The sequence below is a fragment of the Pseudomonas sp. KBN10P06128 genome (assembly GCF_037574945.1).
Taxonomy (GTDB): Bacteria; Pseudomonadota; Gammaproteobacteria; order Pseudomonadales; family Pseudomonadaceae; genus Pseudomonas; species Pseudomonas aeruginosa.
Genome location: NZ_JBBELR010000001.1, coordinates 1,949,464 through 1,973,057, shown reverse-complemented (window position 1 = coordinate 1,973,057; position 23,594 = coordinate 1,949,464). Strand labels below are relative to the sequence as shown.

The 23,594-nt window shown below is 60.1% G+C and carries 27 protein-coding genes and 1 pseudogene; 25 read left to right on the top strand and 3 right to left on the bottom strand.

All coding sequences use genetic code 11. The features are described from left to right. A pseudogene (locus tag VQ065_RS09355) lies at nt 1-174 on the top strand (DUF159 family protein); the annotation flags it as partial. 425 nt (nt 175-599) lie between these two features. Here VQ065_RS09355 and VQ065_RS09350 read toward each other — a convergent pair. Further along, nucleotides 600-797: a hypothetical protein gene (locus VQ065_RS09350; RefSeq protein WP_003099811.1), complete on the bottom strand. Its 198-nt coding sequence runs from the start codon at nt 795-797 to the stop codon at nt 600-602. Between the two features lie 217 nt (nt 798-1,014). On the opposite strand from VQ065_RS09350, the gene VQ065_RS09345 reads away from it, so the two are divergent. The 10 genes from VQ065_RS09345 to VQ065_RS09300 all read left to right on the top strand — a co-directional run bounded on the left by VQ065_RS09345 (nt 1,015) and on the right by VQ065_RS09300 (nt 10,267). Further along, complete coding sequence (locus tag VQ065_RS09345; RefSeq protein WP_003123350.1) at nt 1,015-1,707, top strand: hypothetical protein; 693 nt, start codon at nt 1,015-1,017, stop codon at nt 1,705-1,707. Between the two features lie 10 nt (nt 1,708-1,717). Next, the gene (locus VQ065_RS09340) at nt 1,718-2,473 is read left to right on the top strand and encodes a TIGR03759 family integrating conjugative element protein (RefSeq protein WP_033896057.1); all 756 of its coding nucleotides are present in this window, start codon (nt 1,718-1,720) and stop codon (nt 2,471-2,473) included. Further along, nucleotides 2,458-3,039 carry a hypothetical protein gene (locus VQ065_RS09335; RefSeq protein ID WP_003121011.1) on the top strand — a complete coding sequence of 194 codons (582 nt, stop codon included), beginning with the start codon at nt 2,458-2,460 and terminating at the stop codon, nt 3,037-3,039. Before VQ065_RS09340 ends, VQ065_RS09335 begins: the two co-directional genes overlap by 16 nt. After that, the gene (locus VQ065_RS09330) at nt 3,036-3,536 is read left to right on the top strand and encodes an integrating conjugative element protein (protein ID WP_003121012.1); all 501 of its coding nucleotides are present in this window, start codon (nt 3,036-3,038) and stop codon (nt 3,534-3,536) included. The genes VQ065_RS09335 and VQ065_RS09330 overlap by 4 nt, the downstream gene beginning before the upstream one ends. An 8-nt stretch (nt 3,537-3,544) precedes the next feature. Then, nucleotides 3,545-3,814: a hypothetical protein gene (locus VQ065_RS09325; RefSeq protein WP_023082675.1), complete on the top strand. Its 270-nt coding sequence runs from the start codon at nt 3,545-3,547 to the stop codon at nt 3,812-3,814. Between the two features lie 3 nt (nt 3,815-3,817). Beyond that, a complete protein-coding gene (traD, locus tag VQ065_RS09320; RefSeq protein WP_023082676.1) occupies nt 3,818-6,049 on the top strand; it encodes a type IV conjugative transfer system coupling protein TraD in 2,232 nt (743 codons plus the stop codon). After that, complete coding sequence (locus tag VQ065_RS09315) at nt 6,049-6,795, top strand: TIGR03747 family integrating conjugative element membrane protein (protein WP_009316301.1); 747 nt, start codon at nt 6,049-6,051, stop codon at nt 6,793-6,795. Before traD ends, VQ065_RS09315 begins: the two co-directional genes overlap by 1 nt. Nucleotides 6,796-6,812: 17 nt before the next feature. Further along, complete coding sequence (locus VQ065_RS09310) at nt 6,813-7,304, top strand: hypothetical protein (RefSeq protein ID WP_023980742.1); 492 nt, start codon at nt 6,813-6,815, stop codon at nt 7,302-7,304. Between the two features lie 240 nt (nt 7,305-7,544). Continuing rightward, complete coding sequence (locus VQ065_RS09305) at nt 7,545-9,026, top strand: UvrD-helicase domain-containing protein (RefSeq protein ID WP_003117073.1); 1,482 nt, start codon at nt 7,545-7,547, stop codon at nt 9,024-9,026. Between the two features lie 131 nt (nt 9,027-9,157). Beyond that, nucleotides 9,158-10,267, top strand: coding sequence for a hypothetical protein (locus tag VQ065_RS09300; RefSeq protein WP_003121016.1), 1,110 nt, complete (start codon nt 9,158-9,160; stop codon nt 10,265-10,267). A gap of 45 nt (nt 10,268-10,312) precedes the next feature. Here the strand turns inward: VQ065_RS09300 and VQ065_RS09295 are convergent, their stop codons facing one another. Next, nucleotides 10,313-10,579, bottom strand: a complete 267-nt coding sequence (locus VQ065_RS09295; protein WP_223195009.1) for a DUF2845 domain-containing protein — start codon at nt 10,577-10,579, stop codon at nt 10,313-10,315. Nucleotides 10,580-10,796: 217 nt separating this feature from the next. Between VQ065_RS09295 and VQ065_RS09290 the strand changes: the two genes are divergently transcribed. From VQ065_RS09290 to VQ065_RS09235, 12 genes are all read left to right on the top strand, one after another. Next, nucleotides 10,797-11,096, top strand: a complete 300-nt coding sequence (locus tag VQ065_RS09290; RefSeq protein WP_003117075.1) for a hypothetical protein — start codon at nt 10,797-10,799, stop codon at nt 11,094-11,096. A 93-nt stretch (nt 11,097-11,189) separates the two neighbouring features. Next, on the top strand, nt 11,190-11,528 hold the full coding sequence (locus tag VQ065_RS09285) for an integrative conjugative element protein, RAQPRD family (protein ID WP_003158157.1): 339 nt from the start codon (nt 11,190-11,192) through the stop codon (nt 11,526-11,528). Then, a complete protein-coding gene (locus tag VQ065_RS09280) occupies nt 11,525-11,764 on the top strand; it encodes a TIGR03758 family integrating conjugative element protein (protein WP_003121019.1) in 240 nt (79 codons plus the stop codon). Before VQ065_RS09285 ends, VQ065_RS09280 begins: the two co-directional genes overlap by 4 nt. 17 nt (nt 11,765-11,781) lie before the next feature. Beyond that, nucleotides 11,782-12,138 carry a TIGR03745 family integrating conjugative element membrane protein gene (locus VQ065_RS09275; protein WP_003117077.1) on the top strand — a complete coding sequence of 119 codons (357 nt, stop codon included), beginning with the start codon at nt 11,782-11,784 and terminating at the stop codon, nt 12,136-12,138. A gap of 10 nt (nt 12,139-12,148) precedes the next feature. Continuing rightward, nucleotides 12,149-12,535 (top strand): TIGR03750 family conjugal transfer protein, encoded by a 387-nt coding sequence (locus tag VQ065_RS09270; RefSeq protein ID WP_003117078.1) that lies wholly within the window; start codon nt 12,149-12,151, stop codon nt 12,533-12,535. After that, entirely contained in the window at nt 12,532-13,191 is a 660-nt protein-coding gene (locus tag VQ065_RS09265; protein ID WP_003117079.1) for a PFL_4703 family integrating conjugative element protein, read from the top strand. The genes VQ065_RS09270 and VQ065_RS09265 overlap by 4 nt, the downstream gene beginning before the upstream one ends. Beyond that, nucleotides 13,188-14,072: a TIGR03749 family integrating conjugative element protein gene (locus VQ065_RS09260; protein ID WP_003121020.1), complete on the top strand. Its 885-nt coding sequence runs from the start codon at nt 13,188-13,190 to the stop codon at nt 14,070-14,072. Before VQ065_RS09265 ends, VQ065_RS09260 begins: the two co-directional genes overlap by 4 nt. After that, nucleotides 14,056-15,561, top strand: coding sequence for a TIGR03752 family integrating conjugative element protein (locus tag VQ065_RS09255; RefSeq protein WP_023094359.1), 1,506 nt, complete (start codon nt 14,056-14,058; stop codon nt 15,559-15,561). Before VQ065_RS09260 ends, VQ065_RS09255 begins: the two co-directional genes overlap by 17 nt. Then, nucleotides 15,539-15,982, top strand: a complete 444-nt coding sequence (locus VQ065_RS09250; protein WP_012076874.1) for a TIGR03751 family conjugal transfer lipoprotein — start codon at nt 15,539-15,541, stop codon at nt 15,980-15,982. The genes VQ065_RS09255 and VQ065_RS09250 overlap by 23 nt, the downstream gene beginning before the upstream one ends. A 146-nt stretch (nt 15,983-16,128) precedes the next feature. Further along, nucleotides 16,129-18,933 (top strand): conjugative transfer ATPase, encoded by a 2,805-nt coding sequence (locus tag VQ065_RS09245; RefSeq protein WP_025297860.1) that lies wholly within the window; start codon nt 16,129-16,131, stop codon nt 18,931-18,933. Beyond that, on the top strand, nt 18,930-19,214 hold the full coding sequence (locus VQ065_RS09240) for a hypothetical protein (protein WP_003099860.1): 285 nt from the start codon (nt 18,930-18,932) through the stop codon (nt 19,212-19,214). Before VQ065_RS09245 ends, VQ065_RS09240 begins: the two co-directional genes overlap by 4 nt. Continuing rightward, on the top strand, nt 19,211-19,870 hold the full coding sequence (locus VQ065_RS09235) for a DsbA family protein (RefSeq protein WP_003109405.1): 660 nt from the start codon (nt 19,211-19,213) through the stop codon (nt 19,868-19,870). Before VQ065_RS09240 ends, VQ065_RS09235 begins: the two co-directional genes overlap by 4 nt. On the opposite strand, the gene VQ065_RS09230 is transcribed toward VQ065_RS09235, so the two are convergent. Further along, the gene (locus tag VQ065_RS09230) at nt 19,867-20,085 is read right to left on the bottom strand and encodes a hypothetical protein (RefSeq protein WP_003109406.1); all 219 of its coding nucleotides are present in this window, start codon (nt 20,083-20,085) and stop codon (nt 19,867-19,869) included. The two genes, VQ065_RS09235 and VQ065_RS09230, sit on opposite strands and share 4 nt — an antisense overlap. Nucleotides 20,086-22,221: 2,136 nt before the next feature. On the opposite strand from VQ065_RS09230, the gene VQ065_RS09225 reads away from it, so the two are divergent. Together VQ065_RS09225 and VQ065_RS09220 are read left to right on the top strand one after the other, a co-directional pair. Next, complete coding sequence (locus tag VQ065_RS09225) at nt 22,222-22,653, top strand: TIGR03757 family integrating conjugative element protein (protein ID WP_003111736.1); 432 nt, start codon at nt 22,222-22,224, stop codon at nt 22,651-22,653. Then, nucleotides 22,653-23,591 carry a TIGR03756 family integrating conjugative element protein gene (locus VQ065_RS09220; RefSeq protein ID WP_126122900.1) on the top strand — a complete coding sequence of 313 codons (939 nt, stop codon included), beginning with the start codon at nt 22,653-22,655 and terminating at the stop codon, nt 23,589-23,591. The genes VQ065_RS09225 and VQ065_RS09220 overlap by 1 nt, the downstream gene beginning before the upstream one ends. The last annotated feature ends 3 nt before the right edge of the window (nt 23,592-23,594 follow it).

The window sequence follows — 23,594 nt, the reverse complement described above, 5'->3', positions numbered from 1 at the left end:
CCAGAACTCGCAAATGAGTGGGTCGATGAGGCAACCACGCCCGAACGGGCAGAGCAGATGGTACTGCAGGAAAGTGAGGCTCCAGAAGTGTTCACCTGGTATCGCGTCGACCGCGCGGTCGGCAATGTTCGCAATCAAGGGGTACACCTCATAGAGCCTCAGCGGACCGGGTAGGCTTAGTTCAACTATCGGCTGCCAGGAATTGCAGGAGGAAGTATCTGGCGATGAATCGGGGCGTTATCCTTCCCCTGTCGCCAGCGACGAAGGTCCTCGCTCACCCAATCATTCAGTGAGGCCGCGGACAAGGTTCCCCCATTCTTCAGGTAATATGCAACCTCCGCCATAGCTTGGTGATAGCCGCGCCGGTAAGTACCCTCTATTTGTGAATCGGCAGGACCAATATCTGAGCCTGGCCCCAACTTACCATTAACCATCCTCTCGAGAAGACTGTTTTCACCACTCATAATAACCCCCTATGGTTATAAATCAGTTTTACAAGCTTGATACAACCAAGGAACCTTAACCATTTTTCTCAATGTTCTTCAAGTGCATCAAGGGAGCAATTCGTCATAGCTTAATTCCTAGGAATAGCCTTTCAGTCAACCTATAGGCAACTGGCCGAGCACCAAAAGCGTGCTCAGTGCATGGTAGCGAGCCAGGTATTCGCTCCATGCCTCATCGACGTGCGCGCTCTCAATCCCTGCCTCCCTCTTGCGATAAAAAGCAGCCACGGCGGCCAGTTCCTGGCGCGCTATATCGATGATGGTTTGTTCGAGCTGGGGAAGGTCTGTATTCATGGCCTAGGGCTTCCTCGAAGCAGTGTTAACCAGAAATGACGCAGCCTGGATGCGTGTGAAGGGCACCCAGAGTCGACTGATCTTCGCATAGCGAATCAGGCCCGGCGATTCGCCAGAATCCTATCCAAAAAAATCCCACCCCCACTCACCGAGTATTTCCTACTGCCTCAATGGGGGCAGTCTGAGAGGGTGTCTCTGGCTTCGCGCGAGGACACTCATGAAACGCCCATCCCCTGCATCAATGATTCTTGGCCTCTGCTTGACAGCAATGGCCGGCCTGCTGGGCTACCAGCAGTACCAACTCATTCAGCTCCGATCAGGCGTGGACAGTGCCGCGGAAAAGACCTCGCTAGAGGCGATCCTGGCGCGCTTGAATCGAGTCGACGAGCGCCTCGACGCCGTGGATGGACAGCACCTGGTCAGCAACGAGGACTTCCGCTCAGGCCAGCAGGCGCTGTCCAACCGCATTGACGCCGCGCAGGCCTTCGCCAAGCAGGCCTCCGACGCCGTCGAGAACCTGGCTCAAACCACCGCCTCGGCCGGCGATCTCCTGGTGCTCAAGGCAACAGTGGAGACGCTGGACGGTTCTGTCCGCACGCTGCAAGAGAAGCAAGCCAAGGCTCCGCCGCTGATCGTGCCTCCACCGAAGCGCGGTGCCTTCCCTGTCAAGCCCAAGCCGAAACCCAAGCCGATCGAGCCTCCGCCCTTCTCGATCCTTGGCGTGGAGTATCGCGGGGGCGAACGGTTTCTGTCGGTTGCACCTCCGGGATCCACCCAGCTCAGCCAGATCTACCTCATTCGCCAAGGCGATGCCGTCGCCGGCACGACCTGGCGACTGACCGACCTTGACGATCGTACCGCGCACTTCGACGTCGCCGGCGCCTCGCGCAGCGTTCGCATCCAACCATAGGACCCCGCCCATGATCAGAACCGTATCGCTCCTGTCCGGCCTGGTGCTGCTGCTGAGCTATCCCGCAGTCGGCCAGGAGGCTGCGGCAAGCCGAGAGACCAGCAGCCAGCTGTCCGGTAGCCAACTCGGCACGCTGAAACAGCAGACATCTCAGAGCGACCTGGCCCAGGAGTGGGGACTGAACCAACAGGAATGGACCCGCTACCAGACGCTCATGCAAGGCCCCAGGGGCGTGTACTCGCCTGGCATTGACCCGCTGACTGCGCTGGGCATCGAGGCGCGATCGGCAGAGGAACGGCGGCGGTATGCCGATCTACAGGTCCAGGCCGAACGGCGCCGGGTCGAGAAGGAACTCGCCTACCAGCGCGCATACGACGAAGCCTTCGCCCGCGCCTATCCAGGCGAGGGGGTGATCCGCCTCACCGAAAGCAGCACGGCCAACCCGTCGGGCACCCCGAACATGAGCCCAGCGTTGCAGAGCAGCGGGCGCCTGGCCCTGTTCGTCCAGGACAACTGCACCGCCTGCATCCAGCGGGTCCGCGACCTGCAGCAGCAGAACAAGGAGTTCGACCTCTACTTCGTCGGTAGCCAGAACGACGCAGAGCGAGTGCGGCATTGGGCAATCCTCGCCGGCGTCGACCCGAAGAAGGTTCGCAGCAAGCAGATCACGCTCAATCATGACGAGGGCCGCTGGATGGCCCTGGGACTGGGCGGGGCCCTTCCCGCCCTGGTCCAGGAGGTGAACGGCCGATGGCAACGTCTGTAATCCGCGCCCTCCAACTGGCCGCCCTGCTGGTCCTGGCCAACATCGCTCAGGCCGCCGTGGATCCACCGCCGGCGTATAAGCAGATCGCCCTGCCCAAAGGGGTTCCGGCCGAGGTGCTCTACTCGGTCGCGCTGACCGAGAGCAAGGTCCTGCTGCGCGGCGAATACGTTCCCTGGCCTTGGACATTGAACGTCGCCGGGAAATCCTACTACTACGCGACCCGCACCGCCGCCTGCACCGCGCTACTCGCGGCGATCAACCTCTACGGGGCCAAGAGCGTCGATTCCGGCCTCGGCCAGGTCAACATCGGCTGGAACGGACATCGTTTCTCCAGCCCCTGCGAGTCCCTGGATCCGTACAAGAACCTGGACGCCACCTCCGACATCCTGATCGAGCAGCGGGACGCCCTGTATGCATCCGCCCCGGGAAGACCGGTGGACTGGATCCAAGTTGCCGGCCGCTACCACCGCCCCGCCGGCGGCGCGCCTGCCGCCAAATACCGTAGGACGGTATCCCGCCACCTTAGCCAAGTCCTCGGCGTCAACCTACTGGTGACCAATCCATGAAGAAGATCCTTGCCACGCTGGCATTTTGCACGGCGTTCGCGACTCAAGCCTGGGCCGCCGGGCTGATCGTTGTCGAAGACCTGGGCGGCGCCTCGGCGCTCCCCTACTACCAAGGCCTGGATCCGCAGCCATCCGCTGCCGCACCAGGACCTGGCGACCTGGGCGTCCGTGGCTCAGGTGCGTTTCCAGTTCGCTCCGCCCGTCTTTCGCCAGGACAGGTCCAGGGGCGCGCCATCAACGCTCCAGGCCTGCAACCGCTGTTCCTGGTCGGCGACGACACGCTGTCTCAAACCTGGCTGAAAGAGCGAGGCGACGAGCTCCGAGACCTCCAAGCCGTGGGCCTGGCAGTGAACGTGGCCAGCGAAGCGCGCCTGACGGAGATCCGGGCCTGGGGGAAAGGACTTCAGATATTGCCGGCGCCGGCGGACGACCTGGTCGACCGGCTAGGGCTGCAGCATTACCCCGCCCTCATCACATCCACCGCCATCCAGCAGTAGGAGTCCTCATGACTACTCATCTGATCACCCTGGTCATCAAGCAGCCGAGCGACGCTCAGGCACGCCAACTCATGTACCAGGAGTTGCTCGGCCTGATCTCACGCTACGGCGGTGAGGTGACGTCCAAGGCCTTGGAGGACGAGTCGACCCTCTGCGAGCTGCTGGAACAGATGCTGCCTGATGATGAGGTAGAGCAAGCCAGGAAACAGGTGCTGGAACTTCATGCCAAGCGCCGCCAACCGGGCCGCCTGGACTCGCCGGCGAGCCTGAAGGTGTAACCCATGGCTGGCCAGTACCCGCTGGAAGCGCTCTTGCGGCCGGCCGTGGAGCTCTACACCACCACCGTGTGCTTCACCGCGGCCGCGCTCTGTATCGTCGCGCCGTGGACGTTCGCCCTCACTCCGCTGTTCGGCATCGTGGCCGCACTGGGCTTCGCCTGGCTGGGTATCGTGCGGCTGAAGCAGGCCGGCGTGGTGCTCCGCTACCGGCGGAACATCCGCCGACTGCCGAAGTACACGATGACCAGTGCCGAAATGCCGGTCAGCAACGAACACTTGTTCATCGGCAAGGGCTTTCGCTGGACGCAGAAGCATACGCAGCGCCTGGTAGATACCTACCTGCCCCAGTTCGCCTCCTACGTCGAGCCCTCGCCGCTCTACGAGCGCGCGCGCCGGCTGGAGAAGCAGCTTGAGTTCGCCCCCTTCCCTCTGAAGCTGGTCGCCAAAGCCACTGCCTGGGACGTGGCCTGGAACCCCGCACGGCCGCTGCCGCCCGTGGGCGGTTTGCCTCGGCTCCATGGCATCGAGCCGCGCGAACAGGACGTAGGCCTGCAACTGGGCGAGCGCGTCGGCCACACACTGGTACTCGGCACTACGAGGGTGGGTAAGACGCGACTCGCGGAGCTGTTCATCACCCAGGATATTCGCCGTACCCACTGCCGGGGCCGACGCCGGCGGGCGAAGATGGGCCGGCGGACCCAGACGGTTCACCACGGCCACCGGCGCCGGCGCGCAGAGGAGCAGCCGGACTACGAGGTGGTGATCGTCTTCGACCCGAAAGGCGACGCTGACTTGCTGAAGCGTATGTACGTGGAATGCGAACGTGCCGGCCGCCTCGATGAGTTCTACGTGTTCCACCTCGGCCACCCTGACCTGTCGGCACGCTACAACGCCGTCGGCCGGTTCGGCCGGATCTCCGAGGTCGCCACCCGCGTCGCCGGCCAGCTCTCCGGCGAAGGCAACAGCGCGGCGTTCCGCGAGTTCGCCTGGCGGTTCGTCAACATCATCGCCCGCGCGCTGCACGCGCTGGGTATCCGCCCGGACTACCAGCAGATCCTCCGGCACGTCGTGAACATCGATGCGTTATTCGTCGAGTATGCCCAGAAGTACATCAGCGAGCACGACCCGAGGGCCTGGGACACCATCATCCACATCGAGGGCAAGCTCAACGACAAGAACGTGCCATTCAACATGAAAGGGCGGCCCTTCCGTGTCGTGGCCATCGACCAGTACCTGACACAGAAACGCATCGCCGACCCGGTCATGGAAGGCCTGAAGAGCGCCGTGCGCTACGACAAGACCTACTTCGACAAGATCGTGGCCTCGCTGCTGCCGCTACTGGAGAAACTCACTACCGGGCGGATCTCGGAGCTGCTTTCGCCCAACTACGCGGACCTCAACGATCCGCGACCGATCTTCGACTGGATGCAGGTCATCCGCAAGCGCGCCGTGGTCTACGTCGGCCTCGACGCACTATCGGATACCGAGGTCGCCGCCGCGGTGGGCAACTCCATGTTCAGCGACCTGGTCTCGGTGGCGGGTCACATCTACAAGCATGGAGTCGATGACGGCCTGCCCGGCTCACTCGCCGGCGGCAAGGTCCGCATCAACCTGCATGCCGACGAGTTCAACGAGCTGATTGGCGACGAGTTCATCCCCATGGTCAACAAAGCGGGCGGCGCCGGTGTGCAAGTGACGGCCTACACCCAGACCATGAGCGACATCGAGGCCAAGATCGGCTCCCGCGCGAAGGCCGGTCAGATCATCGGCAACTTCAACAACCTGTTCATGCTGCGGGTGCGCGAGACCGCCACGGCCGAACTTCTGACCAACCAGCTCCCCAAAGTCCAGATCTACACCAGCACGCCAGCGAGCGGCGCCAACGACGCGATCAACAACAAGAAGGCAGCCTTCACCTCCAGCTCACACGACCAGGTGCAGATGACCAGCGTGCCGATGCTCGAGCCGGCCCACATCGTTGGTCTGCCCAAAGGACAAGCGTTCGCGCTACTCGAGGGCGGCAATCTCTGGAAGATCCGAATGCCGCTGCCGGCGGTCGATCCCGACGAGGTGATGCCGAAAAGCCTGCAGGAGCTGGCTGCCGGTATGCGCAAGGGCCAGGCCGCAAACAGCGAGTGGTGGGAGGCACCGGGATACTCCGCCCTGCAGGATGGTCTGCCCCAGGACCTGGTCGACGATTTCCGTCACCTCGGCGCCGGTGAGGATGCCGCCTGATGGCTGAAGTCACTCAACGTGCAGAGCAGCAACAAGAGAGCCAGAAGACCCTTGTCGGCACCATCATCAGTACGCCCTTCCAATTTCTCGGCGTGATGTTCGGTTCGCTGGTCGGCGCAATCATCGTGGAGTGGGTTTGCCTGTATTTCTTCTGGCCTGACGCGGGCTGGAAGCATGCCCAGGCCATGTTCGAGTACGAACTCAGTTGGCTGTCGCAGGGGCTGCTACACAGCGTCGTCGTGCAGGAGCCAGGTCGAACCGCCACCTGGCTGGCCCAGTTGGCCTATGACTGGTTGTTCGTGAAGACCGGGATAGTCGACTGGATGACCAACATGACCACCATCGCGCAGGCAGGGCCACGGAGCCCTCTGGACGTTCGCTATCTCACCGCCCAGGGTGTCTCCACGCTGCAGAACTACGGCCTGGCCGCGCTGTACACGGTGCTGACATTCGTCGTGCGCCTGGTGATTCTGGTCATGACGATCCCGTTGTTCCTGATGGCCGCGTTCACCGGCCTGGTGGACGGCCTGGTGCGCCGGGACCTGCGCAAGTTCGGCGCCGGCCGGGAGTCCAGCTACCTCTACCACAAGGCGCGCGGCAGCATCATTCCGCTAGCGGTCGTCCCTTGGACCCTCTACCTGGCGATCCCCATCAGCATCAACCCCTTGCTCATCCTGCTGCCCTGCGCCGCGCTGCTCGGCGTAGCGGTGTGCATCACAGCATCCACCTTCAAGAAATACCTCTAGTCCTCGAGGAGACGCTCATGGCCCTACCGCTGAAACACCTCTTGCCTTCGCGCGACACGGCTCTACACGCCAGTTGGATCACGCTGACTGTCCTTGTACTGCTGCTTTCAGCGGCTGTACTCATGACGATGGGCAGGCTCAAGGAGGCCGGCACGTATTGGCAAGTTCTCGTTGAAGTCGCCCTGGTATTGCTGTCAGTCCAATGGTTGCTCACCGCAGCCTGGGTTCGAGTTGGTACTCGTCGTGGTCCATGGACCAGACAGGCCGTTTTAACTCCGCTCGCCTGGCTCAGCGTGACCTCGGTTCTATACGTCTATGCCGTGGCACAGGTGATAAATCGGTTGATTCCAACAATGGAGACGATAGTCCCCCACGCTACTACAGGGGCCGCCGAGGGTGCGGCATTTCTCACGCTATGTGCCGGATTTTCACTATGCCTGGCGACTATGACAATGGTCATTACGCACCTTTGCTACCTGTGTATTCGTCACCGGCGCACTATCGGTTGAGCACCTCGAACCAGTGAATCAACCAAGGCACAGCATGTGATCTCAACTCGCTAGATGAGAACCACGCGACAGCAAAAAGCAGAATCAAAAAGATCAACGCAAATCGCCAAATTTTCATTTCGATGCCTTCAGGGAGACGAACGACAAATGATGCCATGCCCTGACTAGCTCCACAGCCACAGCCCCCTGTTTAACCAGACACCTACCAATCTGGAAGCCCTCGTATCTCCGGAGACACCTATGCAGTGGACTCACGAACAGTCACCGATCATCCAGTCGAAGGCATCGAAGATCCTGGTGCGGGCCTTCGCCGGCACTGGCAAGACGACCACCCTGGTGGGCTTTGCCAAGGCGAACCCTACCCTGAGAATCCTCTATCTCTGCTACAACAGCTCGGTGGAGAAAGCCGCGAAGGGCAAGTTTCCCCGCAACGTAGTCTGCAAGACCGCCCACAGCCTGGCTCATGCGGTGTACGGCATCCAGTACGCCCACAAGAAGACGAAGAACCTGCGTCTGACCGATATCGCCCGCGGACTCGATACCCAAGACTGGGAGTTGGTACGTGACGTGCTGGCCACGCTGAACAACTACATGGCCAGCGCCGACGCGGAACTCGGCCGACCGCACTTCCCGCGCTTCCGCGACAAGGCGTTCCTCACCAGTGCCCAGGAACGCTTCCTCAAGCAGGGCCTGGACATGGCGCGAGTAGTCTGGAGGCGCATGGTCGACCTCCAGGACACCGGCATGCTGATGCCCCATGACGGCTACCTGAAGCTGTATCAACTGAGCAAGCCCGATTTGAGCCAGCGCTTCGACTGCATGCTCCTGGACGAGGGACAGGACATCAACCCAGTGATCGCGGACATTGCCCATTGGCAGCGCATCAGAATGGCTATCGTCGGCGATCCCCATCAGCAGCTCTACCGGTTCAGGGGCGCGGAAGATGCCCTGAACAGCGACTGGATGGTCGGCGCCGAGGAGCACTACCTGACCCAGAGCTGGCGGTTCGGCCCCGCGATTGCGCACGTGGCCAACATCATCCTCTCCTACAAGGGCGAGACACGGAAACTTCAAGGACTGGGCCCGCAGACGCTGGTGAAAAAGTCCCTCCCGGCGGACCTTCCTCACCGCACTTTCATTCACCGCACCGTTATCGGCGTCATCGAAAATGCCCTGCAGCGTGTGCGCAATAATCCGGCACCCAAGTTCTACTGGGTAGGCGGTATCGACAGTTACTCGCTGCGCGACCTGGAGGACCTGTACGCATTCAGCCGAGGCCTGCACCAAAACGTCCAAAACAAGAAGCTGCTCCGTGACTACCGCGACTACACCCAGTACGTGGAGATCGCCGAGATCAGCCAGGACGGTGAAATGCTGCGCTCGATCAAGATCATCTCGACCTACCCTGATCTACCGGCGCGGATCCTCGAGCTTCGCTCACTGACCCTTGACAATGAGCTGGACGCGACGATCACCCTGACCACCGCACATAAGGCCAAAGGGCTGGAATGGGATTTCGTTTGCCTGTACGACGACTTCAACGCGGATCCGCTGGCACCCGACACCGACCCGGGCAAGCGCGACGATGAGCTGAACCTGATCTACGTCGCAGTGACCCGCGCGATGAAGATCCTCGCCATCAATAGCCTGGTGCTATCGATCATGCAGCGGTACGTGGACGACAGAAAGCTGAAGGAGCAGATAGCTAGCTGTGAAAAATGACTCAAAAAAATGATATTGGTCACAGCGAATGCCTGACATTGACATAAGGCAAAGAGATTTGTAGCCAACTCATTCAGCCTAGGAAGTACTCACACCAAGACTTTAACGTTAGGTCACAGCGGAGCATTGAGATGAAGCTTATCCTTGATTTCGACGGACGCCTTCTAAATCCAAGCAACATGCTAGAGGCCCTATCAAAAGCAGGAAAGAATACAACCATCAGCATAAGCAACGCGCAAGCATTAAATATAGACACTCTTCTCAAGGCAACAACCACTGCAGAAAACACAAAAAACCTCTCAACAACTTTCAACGGCGCAGAGCTGACTGCTAACAACCTTCAGGAAGTCATAAACTTAGCAGGATCATTAACCAGAGTATCCACAATAGCCGCACAAGCCATTAATATAAACACACTTCTTTCCGCAATATCTACAGCAGGCAACTCAAAGAGTTTTAGCGCAGAATTCAATGGAGCCCAACTCAGCAGCGACAACCTACTTAGAGCAGTAAATGCGGCAGGCACAAACACTAGCATAAGCGTCAACACCGCACAAGCGACAAATATAACCGCCCTTCTTCAGACTATTCATGCAGCAGGTAACACAAAAACATTCAGCGCAGAGTTCAATGGCGCTCAACTTACTTCAAACAACATTCAACAAGCTTTAGACGCCGCAGGAACCCGAACATCCATTAGCGTCAACACCGCTCAGGCGGTTAATATAAGCACCCTGCTAGCCCTCATCAACTCTGCCAAAGACACGAAAAAATTTAGCGCCGACTTCAATGGTGCACAACTAACAGCAGACAACCTTCAGCAAGCGATCAGCGCTGCGGCCGCGGGAACCAGTATCAGCGTCAACACCGCTCAGGCGGCGAATATATCCATCCTTTTACAGGTCATCAACATCGCGGGCAACACTAAAAAATTCAGCGCCAACTTTAATGGTGCCCAACTCACTTCAAACAACATCCAGCAGGCGCTGCGAGCGGCAGGATCAAACACATCAATCAGTATGAACTCCGCACAATCCGCCAACCAAAGCACTCTACTTGAACTTCTAGACATAGCAAGTTCCAGCAAGCAATTCCAAGCCAATTACAACGGCGGCATGTCTAATCCGAGCAACCTACAACAGATAGTTTCTCGTGCAGGCGCTAGTGCAACCGTGTTTATTTCCGACGCACAAGGCCTACCAATCGCAAATATCCTTACCCTTATATCATCTGCCGGATGATGACTTATAGCCGTGGATGAAAAACACACCATCCACGGCTATACCCTAGTCCATACTGCCTTTTATCTGAACTAGCCTTCCATCGACAAACCTAAGCTTCTGGTACCAACCATTCCTTGGTCCGTATACCCAGTTTTCGACAGTAGCAGCCCCCCGCACTATATAGCCACTACCATCCACTGCGGGCCCTTCAACTTTACGGCTATCAGGGTTGCCGCACTTCCTAAGCACATCATCAATCAAGTCACCCTCACTAACAATTGCCGACCCGCATCGTAATGTAGCGGCAGCCACCCCATAACTGTCCAACATAGCAGCCATGGCTAGCAAAACTCCAATAGAGATGTTTCTAAGCATCAGCCGTCTCCCTTAGAAATATATATGAAATATACACCCAGACGTCCATACGTGTCTCTAAACCCGCCAACCACCAGAAATTCACTGGTGCTAGGCCTAGTATTTTCGGTTGAGGCCCTCCTCCTGCTCTTGAAACCGTGCGGTTCTACTCGAACCACTCCAGGAGCACGTAATGAAGCAGACCTTCGAATACCATGTCGAAAACATCGTTATTCCCTACAAAACCCTCACCAAGGGCGTCGCGATGTTCAAACACAAAGAAGATACCTTGGAACCCGACGACCACGCCTTGCTCAACCCTCTGCGCTGGGCCGAGGTCGTGCGTCTGGGCCAGGAAGGCTGGGAGCTGGTGAGCGTTCAGCCACTCATGCGGGGCGTAACCGAGATCGGCAATCAGAACGCCCAGGGCTGGGCCTGGGGCATCGCTCTGCCCGTCAGCTACCTGCTGTTTTTCAAGCGCGCAACCTCATAAAAAAATACCCCGGACCCGCGCCGAGTATTTCTTGCGGAATGGAATCAGGGCGATCGGCAAGCTGATCGCACCCTGATCTGCAAGAGATTCGCCGTGAACACTCCACATCCATCCCTTCGCCGAAGCTGCCTGGCCGCCTTGGCCTGCAGTGCGCTGGTCGCACAGGGAGCCTTCGCAGCGAGCGCCTCCGAGCAGGCGAACCTGGAGGTGATGATCCGGCAGCTCAACGCCCTCGAGGACACCGCCCGCCGCAGTGCCCAGGGCGCCGATGAGCCCGGACAGCGCTTCTACTTCGACTACTCGCGCCTGGCCGCTGACCTGCAGCGCATCCGCCAAGGCCTGCAGGACTACATGACACCCAGCCGCGCCCAGCCGCGTGACCCTTCCGACCTGTCCGGGAATTACACCCTGCGCGGAGGGCCGATGCCGTGAGCATGAGTGGAGCCCAAACATCAGCGTTCCAAGCCGCCGCTGGCTTTCCCCCATCGGCCGGCGAGGGGTTGTTCGTTGGAGCAGCGATGACCTTCCTTCTGCTGTGGTCCGCCTGGGCGATGTACAGCACCTGGCGCGGCTGGGCCACCAACAACCTCGACAGCGCCACTGCCGGCGCTTCCGCGATACGGATCTTGGTCCTCCTCGGCATCACCTCTTTCTTCCTCCTCAGCTGACCCATACGGAGACACTCATGCTGAAATTCACCCTCCAGAAACTGTCCACCCTCTGCCTGCGCCTGGCTGCCATCTCTTTGGTACTCCCAGGCGTCGCCTTGGCTGCACTCCCCAAGCCCGAGGCGCCTAGCCGCGGGGAAGGATCGGGGATCATGCAAACCATCCAGAACTTCGGCTATGACGGAGCGATGCTCCTCGCGCTACTCATCTGCGTGGCTGTCTTTCTGGGAGTCTCCTGGCATACCTACGGCACCTATCACGCCATCCATGATGGGAAAAAGAAGTGGTCGGATCTCGGAGCGGGCGTGGCCGTAGGCATCGGCCTGCTGATCTTGATCATTTATCTCGTCACCAAAGCCACCACCATCATGTAAGGGCCTTCCCATGCCCGAAGAACATCTGTTTCAGGATGGGACCCTCAGCTTCCTGCCGACCCGTTTGAACCGGCAACCGGTGGTCATCGGCGGTCTGACTGCGGACGAAATGTGGATCACGGTCCTCACCAGCGGAGCAGCCGGGTTCGTTCTTGGCATCCCGGCTGCCTTGGTCGCAGGTAACGCGGCCTGCATTCCACTGGGCGCGCTGCTGGTAGGCGCCCTCGGCCTGGGTATCGGCAGCCGCATCCTGCGGCGGATGAAGCGGGGGCGGCCCGATACCTGGTTCTACCGCCAGGTGGAGCTGGCCCTCTCGCTGCGCTTTCCCGTCTTCGGCAACCGTCGCCTGGTGACGCGCTCCGGCGCCTGGACCAGTCGACGCACGGAGTCCCCATGAGTTTCAGAAAACACACCGCGCAACAGCAGGCTCACATCAACACCTTCCGGTTCATCACCGGCTTCTTGTGCATGGTCATCGTGGTGCTGGCCTACTGCGTCTGGGAAGCCCGCAAGGACCTCTGGATCCACATTCCGCCCGACTTGCGTTCAGGGAGCACCCGGTTGTGGTGGGACATTCCGCCGGAGAGTGTCTATGCGTTCGGCCTCTACATCTTCCAGCAGGTACAGCGTTGGCCCAAGGACGGCGAGGTGGACTACAAGAGCAACCTGTTCCGCTACGCCGCCTACCTGACGCCTTCCTGCAAAGTCTTCCTGGAGAAGGACTTCGAGTTTCGTCGTAACGCCGGCGAGCTCAGGGGGCGAGAGCGCACCACCTCGGAAATCCCCGGTCGGGGCATTGGCGAGAGCGATGGCCGCGTGATCCAACACTCGATCAATGACTGGACCGTCAACCTGGACATGGACAGCACGGAGTATTACGCCGGCGAAAAGATCAAGCGCGCGCTGGCCCGCTACCCGTTGCACGTCATCCGCGCCGACGTCGACCCGGAGACCAATCCCTTCGGCCTGCAGTGGGACTGCTACTCCGATACGCCTCAACGTATCGAGCTTGAGGAGCCGGCCGCCCCCACCAAGCGGGAGGGAGGTCTATGATCCGGAAGTCGACAGGCTCGCTCTTGCTAATGCTTGCCCTACCCACACTGGCCCACGCGGTGGAGATTCTGCGCTGGGAGCGCATTCCGTTGGCCATTCCATTGACGGTCGGCCAGGAACGCATTGTCTTTGTCGACAGAAACGTGCGAGTTGGCGTTCCTCGGGATCTGCAGGGCAAGCTGCGCGTCCAGAGTACCGGCGGCGCACTCTACCTGCTCGCCAACGAGCCGATTCCTCCAGCGCGCCTGCGCCTACAGGACGCGACCAATGGCGAGCAGATGCTCATCGATATCGCCGCCACCGAAGCAACGGCCGACCAACAGCCGCGCGAGCCGGTCAGGATCGTCGCCGGCGAGCCAGTGGCTCCGCATTATGGCCAGTCCCGGGAAGCCCAGCCATCGGCAGCAGCGAAACAGACCGAGCACGCAGAAGCACCGAAGGCCGTGCCGCGCGAAACGCCCGTCCCCGTGGTTCTGACGCGCTATGCGGCGCAGATGCTCTATGCCCCGCTTCGCACGGTGGAACCGGTGGATGGCGTCGGTCAGGTGCGCGTCAAGCGACAGCTCGACCTGACCACCCTGCTCCCCAGCCTACCCATCACGGCTACCGCCTTGGGCGCCTGGCGGCTGGACGACTACTACATCACGGCGGTGAAGCTGCAGAACGCCAGCGCCCAGCACCTGGCCCTGGATCCCAGGGACCTGATGGGCAATTTCGTCGCCGCGACCTTCCAGCACCCGTACTTGGGGCCCCGGGGCGACGCCTCCGACACCACTACCGTGTATCTGGTGACGCGCGGCCGCGGCCTTGCCGACGCGCTCCTGCCCTCCTCCATCAGCCAGATCGATCCCAAAGGAGGCCGTCGTGGCGCTGACCGGTAATCCCCTCCTGAAATTGCTGGTCGTCCCCGTCGTGATCGGCGCCATCCTGATCGGCGTGAGCATGATGGGCAAGAAAGAAAGTGCGCAGTCACAAGGCGCCGCAACCCCGACGGTAACGTCGGAAGAAGCGGCAACCCTGGGCATCGACGGCGACACGCCCGCCGACACACTACGCACCATCGTGGCGGAAAGCCGGCAGCTCAAGGACCAGATCAGCAAGGTGATCCAGGAGAATGACTCGCTCAAAGCCGCCAATGAGAACCTGCAGGGCCGCCTGCGCAACATCGATCAGAACATAGAGCAGAAGCTCAACAATACCGCCCAGGAACTGCAGCAACAGCAGGAAAACCGTAGCCAGACGATCCTGGACCAGGTACAGAAACGGCTCGAGAACCTAACCCACATTCCCGAGGCCGGTGACACCGACCTGCCCGTCGGGTTCGGCGTGCGACCAGAGGATGGCCAGCACTTTCAGGGAGCGGGCTCGTCTTCATCGGATATCGTCTGGATCGAGCCCCAGGACGCCCGCGCGGTCGATGCCAATGGCCAGCCGCTGGCCGCCGGCTCCACCACCCAACCGAGCGGATTCAGCTTCCCGACCTCCTTCGGCAATGCGGTCGATCGCGGACAGAACGCGCTGGAGCGGATCGATGACGGGCTGCACCCCGTCGGCCAACAGCGATCCGACCTGGAAAACCGCAAGCTCGTCCGCAAGACCTACACGCTGCCGCAGAACTCGACGCTCATGGGCTCGGTGGCCATGTCTGCGCTGATCGGTCGTGTGCCGGTCGACGGGACGGTCAATGATCCTTACCCGTTCAAAATCCTCATCGGCCCGGACAACCTCACCGCCAACGGCATCGAGCTGCCGGACGTCGCCGGCGCGGTAGCCAGCGGGACCGCCTCGGGCGACTGGACACTCTCCTGCGTGCGTGGGCAGATCCGCAGCCTCACGTTCGTGTTCAACGACGGGACCGTGCGCACCTTCCCGGCGCCGGCCGAGGAGGTGAATGACAACCAGAGCAACAACAACCAGACCGCCAGCGCCGACCAGAAAACCATCCAGGGCGGCCTCGGCTGGATCAGCGACCCCTACGGCATCCCCTGCATCGCCGGTGATCGCCGATCCAATGCCAAGGAGTACCTGGGCAATCAGAGCCTACTCACGGCTGCCGGGGCCGGCATCGCCAAGCTCCTGGACGCCGACGAGAACAACACCAGTACCGTCTTCAGCGGCAACGGCACCAGCTTCGGGACGACCGGAACCAACAGCAACTCGGCCCTCAACAGCATCCTCTCCGGCGGCGTCGGCGATATCCGGCAGTGGATGAACAAGTTGTACGGGGAGGCCTTCGCCGCCGTCTACGTGCAGCCAGGTGCGCGGGTCGCCGTGCATCTCGATCAGCAACTGGCGATCGACTATGAACTCAAGGGCCGCAAGGTCGATTACAGCTCTGGAGCCGCTCATGCAACAGCAGACTTGGACTAACCCCCTTCTTCGTCTCTGCGCCGGCCTGGCCTGCGCGCTGGTTCTGGCAGCGTGCTCCACCAGCAAGGAGGAGATGCTGCCCCACGGCGAGGCCAACATGCTCGACGTCTGGGAGCGAGGTGCGACCAGCTCGATAGGCAACAGCCGTGGCCGGCTGCTCCTCGATGCCAGGCAAACGCTGCGGCGCCCAATCGATCCGCAGCAGGCTGCCTCCGCGAATGACCAGGCCGACTACACCCGCACGGCCAGCAACGAGATCCACAGCCAGTTCAAACGACTGCCCAATCCCGACCTGGTCATGTATGTGTTCCCGCACCTGGCCGGCAGCGATCCCGCCCCGGTCCCGGGCTACACCACCGTGTTCCCCTTCTACCAGCGAGTCCAGTACGCCATGCCGGGCGAGCGCACGGAGGCCTACTGATGGAATTGCTTCAATTTTTTCGCCGCCGCGCCCAAGGACATGACGCGGCTATTCAGGAAGGGCAGAACACCGCTCCACAAGAAGCCAAAGTCCAAGACGCACTACGGGAAGAAGCCACCGAGCGCTATCTGGCGCGACTGGCCGCCATGGGTATTCCTCTGCCCAACACCGGGAGCAAGAATGGCGCCACGCAGGCTGAAGCGTCACGCCTCTACGATCACGACCCATCGTTCGTCGACCTGCTGCCCTGGGCTGAGTACCTGCCCGACGAACAGGTGATGCTCCTGGAAGATGGGCGTTCGCGTGCCGTCTTCTTCGAGCTGGTGCCCTTGGGCACCGAGGGCCGCGACCCCAATTGGATGCAGAACGCCCGGGACGCATTGAAAGAAGCCCTGCAGAACTCCTTCGACGAGCACGAAACCTCGCCCTGGATCGTCCAGTTCTACGCCCAGGACGAGATCAGCTGGGACAATTTCCAGGAGCAGTTGAGGCAGTACGTCCATCCTCGAGCGCGAGGATCGGCCTTCAGCGAGATGTACCTGGCGCTCATGAAGCATCACCTGGAGGGCATTTCGAAGCCGGGCGGACTGTTCGTCGACACCGCCGTCAGCAAGCTGCCCTGGCGAGGACAACAGCGGCGCGTGCGGATGGTCGTCTACCGCCGGATCCGCAAGGCGGATGCGCAGATTCGCGGACAGGACCCGACGGCATATCTGAAATCCATCTGCGAGCGTATCCAAGGCGGCCTGGCGAACGCCGGCATCGTCGCTTCGCGCATGAGCGGCCAGGACGTCAGGAACTGGTTGATTCGCTGGTTCAACCCGCACCCGGATCACCTCGGCAAGACCGATGCGGATCTACGTCGCTTCTACGAACTGGTATGCCGGCCGGACGAACCGATCCTGCAGGACGAGTTGCCGCTGGCCGACGGCACCGACTTCTCCCAGAACCTGTTCTATCGGCAGCCTGTTTCCGATGCCACCCAGGGCGTATGGCTCTTCGATGCCATGCCGCACCGTGTGATCGTGGTCGACCAGTTGAACAAGGCGCCGCTGACAGGCCACTTCACTGGCGAGACGCTCAAAGGCGATGGCCTGAACGCCCTGTTCGATCGCATGCCCGAGGACACGCTGCTGTGTATCACCATGGTGGTGACGCCGCAGGACATGCTGGAAGGGCATCTGCAGCAGCTCTCGAAAAAGGCCGTTGGTGACACCCAGGCCTCGATCCACACCCGCGAGGACGTGGCCACCGTTCGCCGCCTGATCGGCCGGGAGCACAAGCTCTATCGCGGTTCGATCGCTCTGTTCGTGCGCGGCCGCGACCATACCCAGCTGGAGGAGCGCTGCATCACCCTGAGCAACGTGCTGCTCGGCGCCGGCCTTGTGCCGGTCGAACCGCAGAACGAAGTCGGACCGCTGAACAGCTACCTGCGCTGGCTGCCCTGCAATTTCGATCCGAACGAGAAGCGAGCCCTGGAGTGGTACACCCAGATGATGTTCGCGCAGCACATCGCCAACCTGTCGCCCATCTGGGGGCGCACCACCGGTACCGGGCACCCTGGCTTCACGCTGTTCAACCGTGGCGGTGCGCCGTTGACCTTCGACCCGTTCAACAAGCTGGACCGGCAGATGAATGCCCACGGCTTCATCTTCGGGCCAACCGGGTCCGGCAAGTCAGCGTCCCTGACCAACCTCATCAGCCAGATGCTCGCCATGTACCTGCCACGGATGTTCGTCGCGGAAGCGGGCAACAGTTTCGGCCTGCTGGCCGACTTCGCCAAGCGGTTTGGCCTCTCGGTCCACCGGGTCCGCCTCGCCCCGGGCTCCGGGGTCAGCCTGGCGCCGTACGCGGACGCCATCAAGCTGGTCGAGAGTCCCGACCAGGTGAAGGTCCTGGATGCCGAAGACATCGAGGCCTCGGACTCGGTCCAGGGCAGCAAGGCCGACCTCGAGGACGACCAGCGAGACATCCTGGGCGAGATGGAGATCGTCGCCCGCCTGATGATCACCGGCGGCGAGGAAAAGGAAGACGCGCGCCTGACCCGTGCCGATCGCAGCGCCATCCGCCAGGCGATTCTGGCGGCGGCCAGGACCTGCGCCGCCGCGAACCGCACGGTGCTGACCCAGGATGTGCGCGATGCGCTCTACCAGGCCTCCAGGAGCGATGGCTCCGCGCCAGAACGCCGCGCGCGCCTGGCCGAAATGGCGGAAGCCATGCAGATGTTCTGCATGGGTGCCGACGGCGAGATGTTCAATCGCGAAGGCACGCCCTGGCCTGAAGCCGACCTCACCGTGGTGGATTTCGCGACTTACGCGCGCGAAGGCTACGCCGCCCAGCTCGGGATCGCCTACATCTCGCTGCTGAACACCGTGAACAACATCGCCGAACGCGACCAGTTCAAGGGCCGGCCCATCGTCAAGATCACCGATGAGGGGCACATCATCACCAAGCACCCGCTGCTGCTGCCCTACGCCATGAAGATCACCAAGATGTGGCGGAAACTGGGCGCCTGGTTCTGGCTCGCCACCCAGAACATCGACGACATCCCAGCCTCCGGGGCGCCGATGCTTAACATGATCGAGTGGTGGCTGTGCCTGAACATGCCCCCCGACGAGGTAGAGAAGATCTCCAGGTTCCGCGAGCTGTCGCCGGCGCAGAAGTCGATGATGCTCTCGGCCCGCAAGGAAAGCGGCAAATTCACCGAGGGCGTGCTCCTGGCCAAGGGCAAGGAGTACCTCTTCCGTGTGGTTCCCCCGAGTCTCTACTTAGCCCTGGCCATGACCGAAAACGAAGAAAAGAACCAGCGCTACAACATCATGCAAGCCACCGGCTGCGACGAGCTCGAGGCGGCCTTGCAGGTCGCAGCGGATCTAGACAAGGCGCGCGGCCTGCCGCCCTTCCCCATTATTTTCCCAGACCAACCGGCAGTGGAGTGCCAGGACGAATGAGAGCTCTGAATTCGCTGACCCAGAACCTGATCGACAACCTGACCCAGATCCTGCAGAACCCCGAAGAAGATGCCCTGCAGACGCTCAGGATATGCGCTCCTGTACTGATCGAGGAGCTGCAGCAGATTCAACTGAGGGCGGTCGATCGCCGGGACATAGTCCCGCAGATAAAGCAGCTCCTGGATGAATGGCTGCAACAGCATCCACAGCCTGATACGGCCCAACAGGCGCTCATCGAGGCCGTGGACCGTGCGGAAGTCCTACAGCGGAGGCAAGCGTGAGACTGTTGAAGGGCGGCTGGGCAGCGAAACGATTTCAAGGTCCCGCCCTGCCCTGGGCGGGGCTGCTGCTGGTCTTGCTGGCTGTCTCCGCCCTAGGGGTCGAGCTTCTGGTGAAGGGTCTACCAGCCAACCACAGCCTCTACGGCGATGCGAAGGCGCGCTGGACGATCAATGAATACGCCGACCTGGAGTGCCCCTTCTGCAAGGTCTACACACCGCGGCTGAAGCGCTGGGTAGACAGCCATCCGGACGTGAACCTGGTTTGGCGGCATCTTCCCCTGCAGATGCATGGCGAGGCGGCCCGCCATCAGGCTCGCCTGGTGGAGTGCGCGGGGATCCAAGGCGGCGCCAAAGCCTTCTGGAGCGCTATCGATGCGATCTTCGCTCAGTCGGCCGGCAACGGGGGCGGGCTGCCTGGCGGCACATTGCACTTTCCTGAACTGGACCAGGCTCGACTGGAAAAATGTGCGAAAGACATGGACCTGGTGGACCGGTTGATTAAGACGGACATCGACACTGCACGGTCGAACGGCATTACAGCGACCCCGACCCTGGTCATCCGGGACAACCAGACGGGAAGAAGCGTGAAGCTGGAGGGCATGGCCGACGAGACCACGTTGCTGTCGGCGATCGACTGGTTGGCCAGGGACCACTAGCGTCGCTCTAGGAGCGTCTGGACGAAGAAATCGGAGAGGATGCCAACATCCATTTTTTGGGACTCCAGAATGCTCTGCACGTCACCTGGCAGCATCTCAACCTCATCCCCGTCCACGATCTTTACAATCTTCTTGCGGCCGGAGCTGGTGAGGCTGAGCTTGAACTCCATCGCCGGCCGGGCATTGATATAGATGCTCTCGAGCAAGCGCTCCATGATGTCGACTCCCACGTTAATATCAACTAGCCATCTATCAACCGCTAAGTATGCCCTCCAGATGACGATGGAGTCACCCCTGCCGCTGTTGGCAGCAGCTCTGGATACGGCTCGAAAAATACACTGCCGACGGGCTGATGGTTTCCTGCTGCCCCATCGCAAGCGATCCTGTCTGCTGTCTATACCTTCCTCGAACCGGTACAAACCCGCACCTCTTCATCGCTTCCCCAAATGGGCCGCCACACCCCCTGGCTATCGGCTTACTCTTGGTACTACTCACTAGCGCGTGCCTGACCTAACCAAGACTACAAAACGATAGACGGTTCATCTTTCCTCATAACTTGAGGTTACTATTGAATCTCATCCAACCCTCAGGATTAAGGAGATTGGAATGTTTATTAAAATTCTTCGAGTTATATTCTTATTGCCTATAGTTGGTTTGACACAGCAGGCTGCTGCCTCCCCGCCCGCAGAGTCACACTCGAATGAACAATCTAAATCTTCGTGTATCGATGTCCAAGTCAATGGAGCGCGTAGCCTGTCTTACAACTGCATGGCTCAGCAAATGACTCCCCCCAAAGAGGATCCTCGGCGTCGGAACCCTACCTTAAACTCCACATTAGCGTCTGAACGCGCCACTCGCCTGCCACCCACACAGACAGGACTTTTTACCAGCCTTCATCAACGTGCCATATCGAACTCGAAAGACTAGCCCTCAGCCAAACGACTTCCAGCCTATGCAGGGCGCTCAATAGAGTGCCCTGCAGCACATTCACAAGCTGATTACCTTGAAATAAAAGCCTATAAGCGCATCCTTAGTTCAAAACCACATTTATTATTCCTGACACATTCTGGACCTCACCATACACTGCCCGTCCATCACGATAACTGTAGCTCATTATCACTGGAATCGTTGTTTTAAAGGCAGTGCAACTGTAGTTTACAACAACAGATCCGCCATATGGCTCAACACCCAATTGAATGTCGGTCGGGCCGACCCATGACACATTACACCCTTGAGATGAATTCCCGGGTGTATTGTAACCAACACATCGTAGATCTGATGTTCCCCTGCTAACACCGTCTGGATATAAATTGGCATAACGTGGAGCATAAAGATTTGCCCGGCAAGATGTTGTAAACTTCCTATCTCCGCTGGCAGAAACAGTGACCGTTCCTGGTGAAGGCATTGCCGAAATGATCATCCTTTGCAGAGGAGGGAGTGTAGGCGCCCTTTGACTCGACTTCATATTAGTTGGAAGAATCGAACAAACTACAACATCTTCAACATTCACACCCTTTGAGACTTCCCCTAGACTTGTTATTTCAACCCCACCCTGCGCCCGACATATCTCACTTCCATCATTTGAGCCCTCATCAGCACATGCGAAATTGCTAGCCACCAAAAGCACAGTCGACATAAAAAGTAATTTTTTCATTTCAAAAGACCTCTCCATGCTAAAAATTATTTATTCAGTGAATACCCAGTTCATTGGGCGGCTTTCGTATCAGCTTCTCTGATTCAAGAACACGCCCCTCAATTGGATCGCAGTTCAGCCGATTCAACCTCACACTCCCCTCTTCATTATCATTAACTCCGGAAATCTTCTGCTCTCTCTCAAAGCAGTGCTGCCCAATCTCATCCGCCCCACCTCCACCACCGACACACCCATAGATGAGAGCAATTAAAGAAAATAGAGAAAAGCACCTATATCCGCCCCAACCACCCATCTTCATACCGCAAGAAAAATACAACATTTGCGTCACACCTTTGTAATTCTCAAGAGTTACCCTTCACCTAGAAAAACCTACCCCCAATTTCGCTTCAATTCTGTTTCAGAAGACAACAACTATCTAATTTACTAGTATGAATCTCAGCGCAGCCTTCCTGCCTCTTAGCAACAAAAATGACTGTTTCGACAGCGACTGCTCAGTCCGCGCAAACACCTGAAAAAAAGATGGCTTGGAAGCTCACTTCTACCTTATGAGTTACCAGGCTCCCTCCTCTGCACCATGCGCCAACAATTCGCCATTACAGCGGTAAAAAATACCCCGGCGACGTAGTGATGATTTCCTGCTGCCCTATCGGAAGCGATCCTGTCTCCTACCTGTACCTATTCGAACCGGTACAGACCCATGCCTCTTCATCGTTCCCCCCCAGCCTGGTGGCCACGCCCCCTGGCCGTTGGCTTACTACTTGTACTGCTGACCGGCGCAAGCCAGGCCGAAACCTGGGTCATCACTGACCAGGCCCATCCGGTCACCGCCACCGGATCATCGCGAGTCCTGCTCCTGGATGCCCAGCAACACCTTGAGGAGCAACTGACTGACGCTCTGCCCAAGGATCCTCAACAAGCTCAGGTAGCGTTTCAGCAGTTGCTACAGAGCCCCGAGGGGCGACGCCTGCAGGCAGAGCTGGTGAAGGCACAACAAGACGTCACCGATGCGTGGAGTCTCGGTGTCGAGAAGATCCCTGCCGTGGTAGTCGACAGGCAGTACGTGGTCTACGGCGAACCGGACGTACCGCGCGCTCTTGAGCTGATCGCCAAGGCCAGGAGGACGCGCTGATGACCAGCCTCAACCTCCGCCGCCTGGCAGCGGCGGCCGCCACCTTCAGCCTCTCGTTCACGGCCGCGGCCGCGATCAACAGCGCCGCCATCGTCTCCTCCACCCTTTCCCCTCAGTGCCTCGAATACAAGGTCGTCGGGATCTGCTACTGGCTGCTCTGCGGCCCGCATGGCTGCAAGGTGAAGACGTCGGTCAAGGTCCGCCACTACGTGCCTGACGCAGTCGTCTCCAGCTATGCGAATACCGGGAGCAACCCCTGGACCGAGGTGTCGGCGCTGGGCACACCGAATCCCCTCGCCCAGGCCGGCAATGACGCGACCACCAACTACAAGGCCGAGAACAGCATCGGCCGCTTCAAGGAAGCGGATGTGATCGGCCATCCTGGCGGGGCCACGTTCAGCCGGTTCGCCAGCGCCTCTGGGTACGTTTGCCCTGGCGCCACCTTCCCGCTGGTGCCGTACTTCCTCAGCACACTGGACGCCATTGGCTGGCGGCATGGCATTCCCGAGCAGGTGTACCCCGAAGCGTTGGTCCCAGGGCTGCGCGAGGTGGGTGGAATCTTCTCCGGCGACATGTGGGGGAACCTCTATCCGCGCAGCGGATTCCTGCACCAGACCGACGACTACAAGACGGCGGCCGTCATCGCCCAGCGCGCCGGCGACATCACCACGCGAATCGGCCAGCTCCACGTCTACCTCCCCATGCGCTCAGCACCCAAGGACGGCTACTGGCCGGCGGGCGAGCTGAAAGAGGGCGATGCCTCGACCGGGAAATGGCAGGAACTGACCCCGTCCCTGAGCCTCAACTGCGCGGTGTTTCCCAACTCAGGGCCGAAGACGCAAGCCGTCGACGGCGATTACGCCTGGGCGCTCTGGCGTCCCTACTCCTGCTGCCAGCGCAAGGGGCAGATCTTCCTCGGCAGTACCGACTTCCAATAAGGA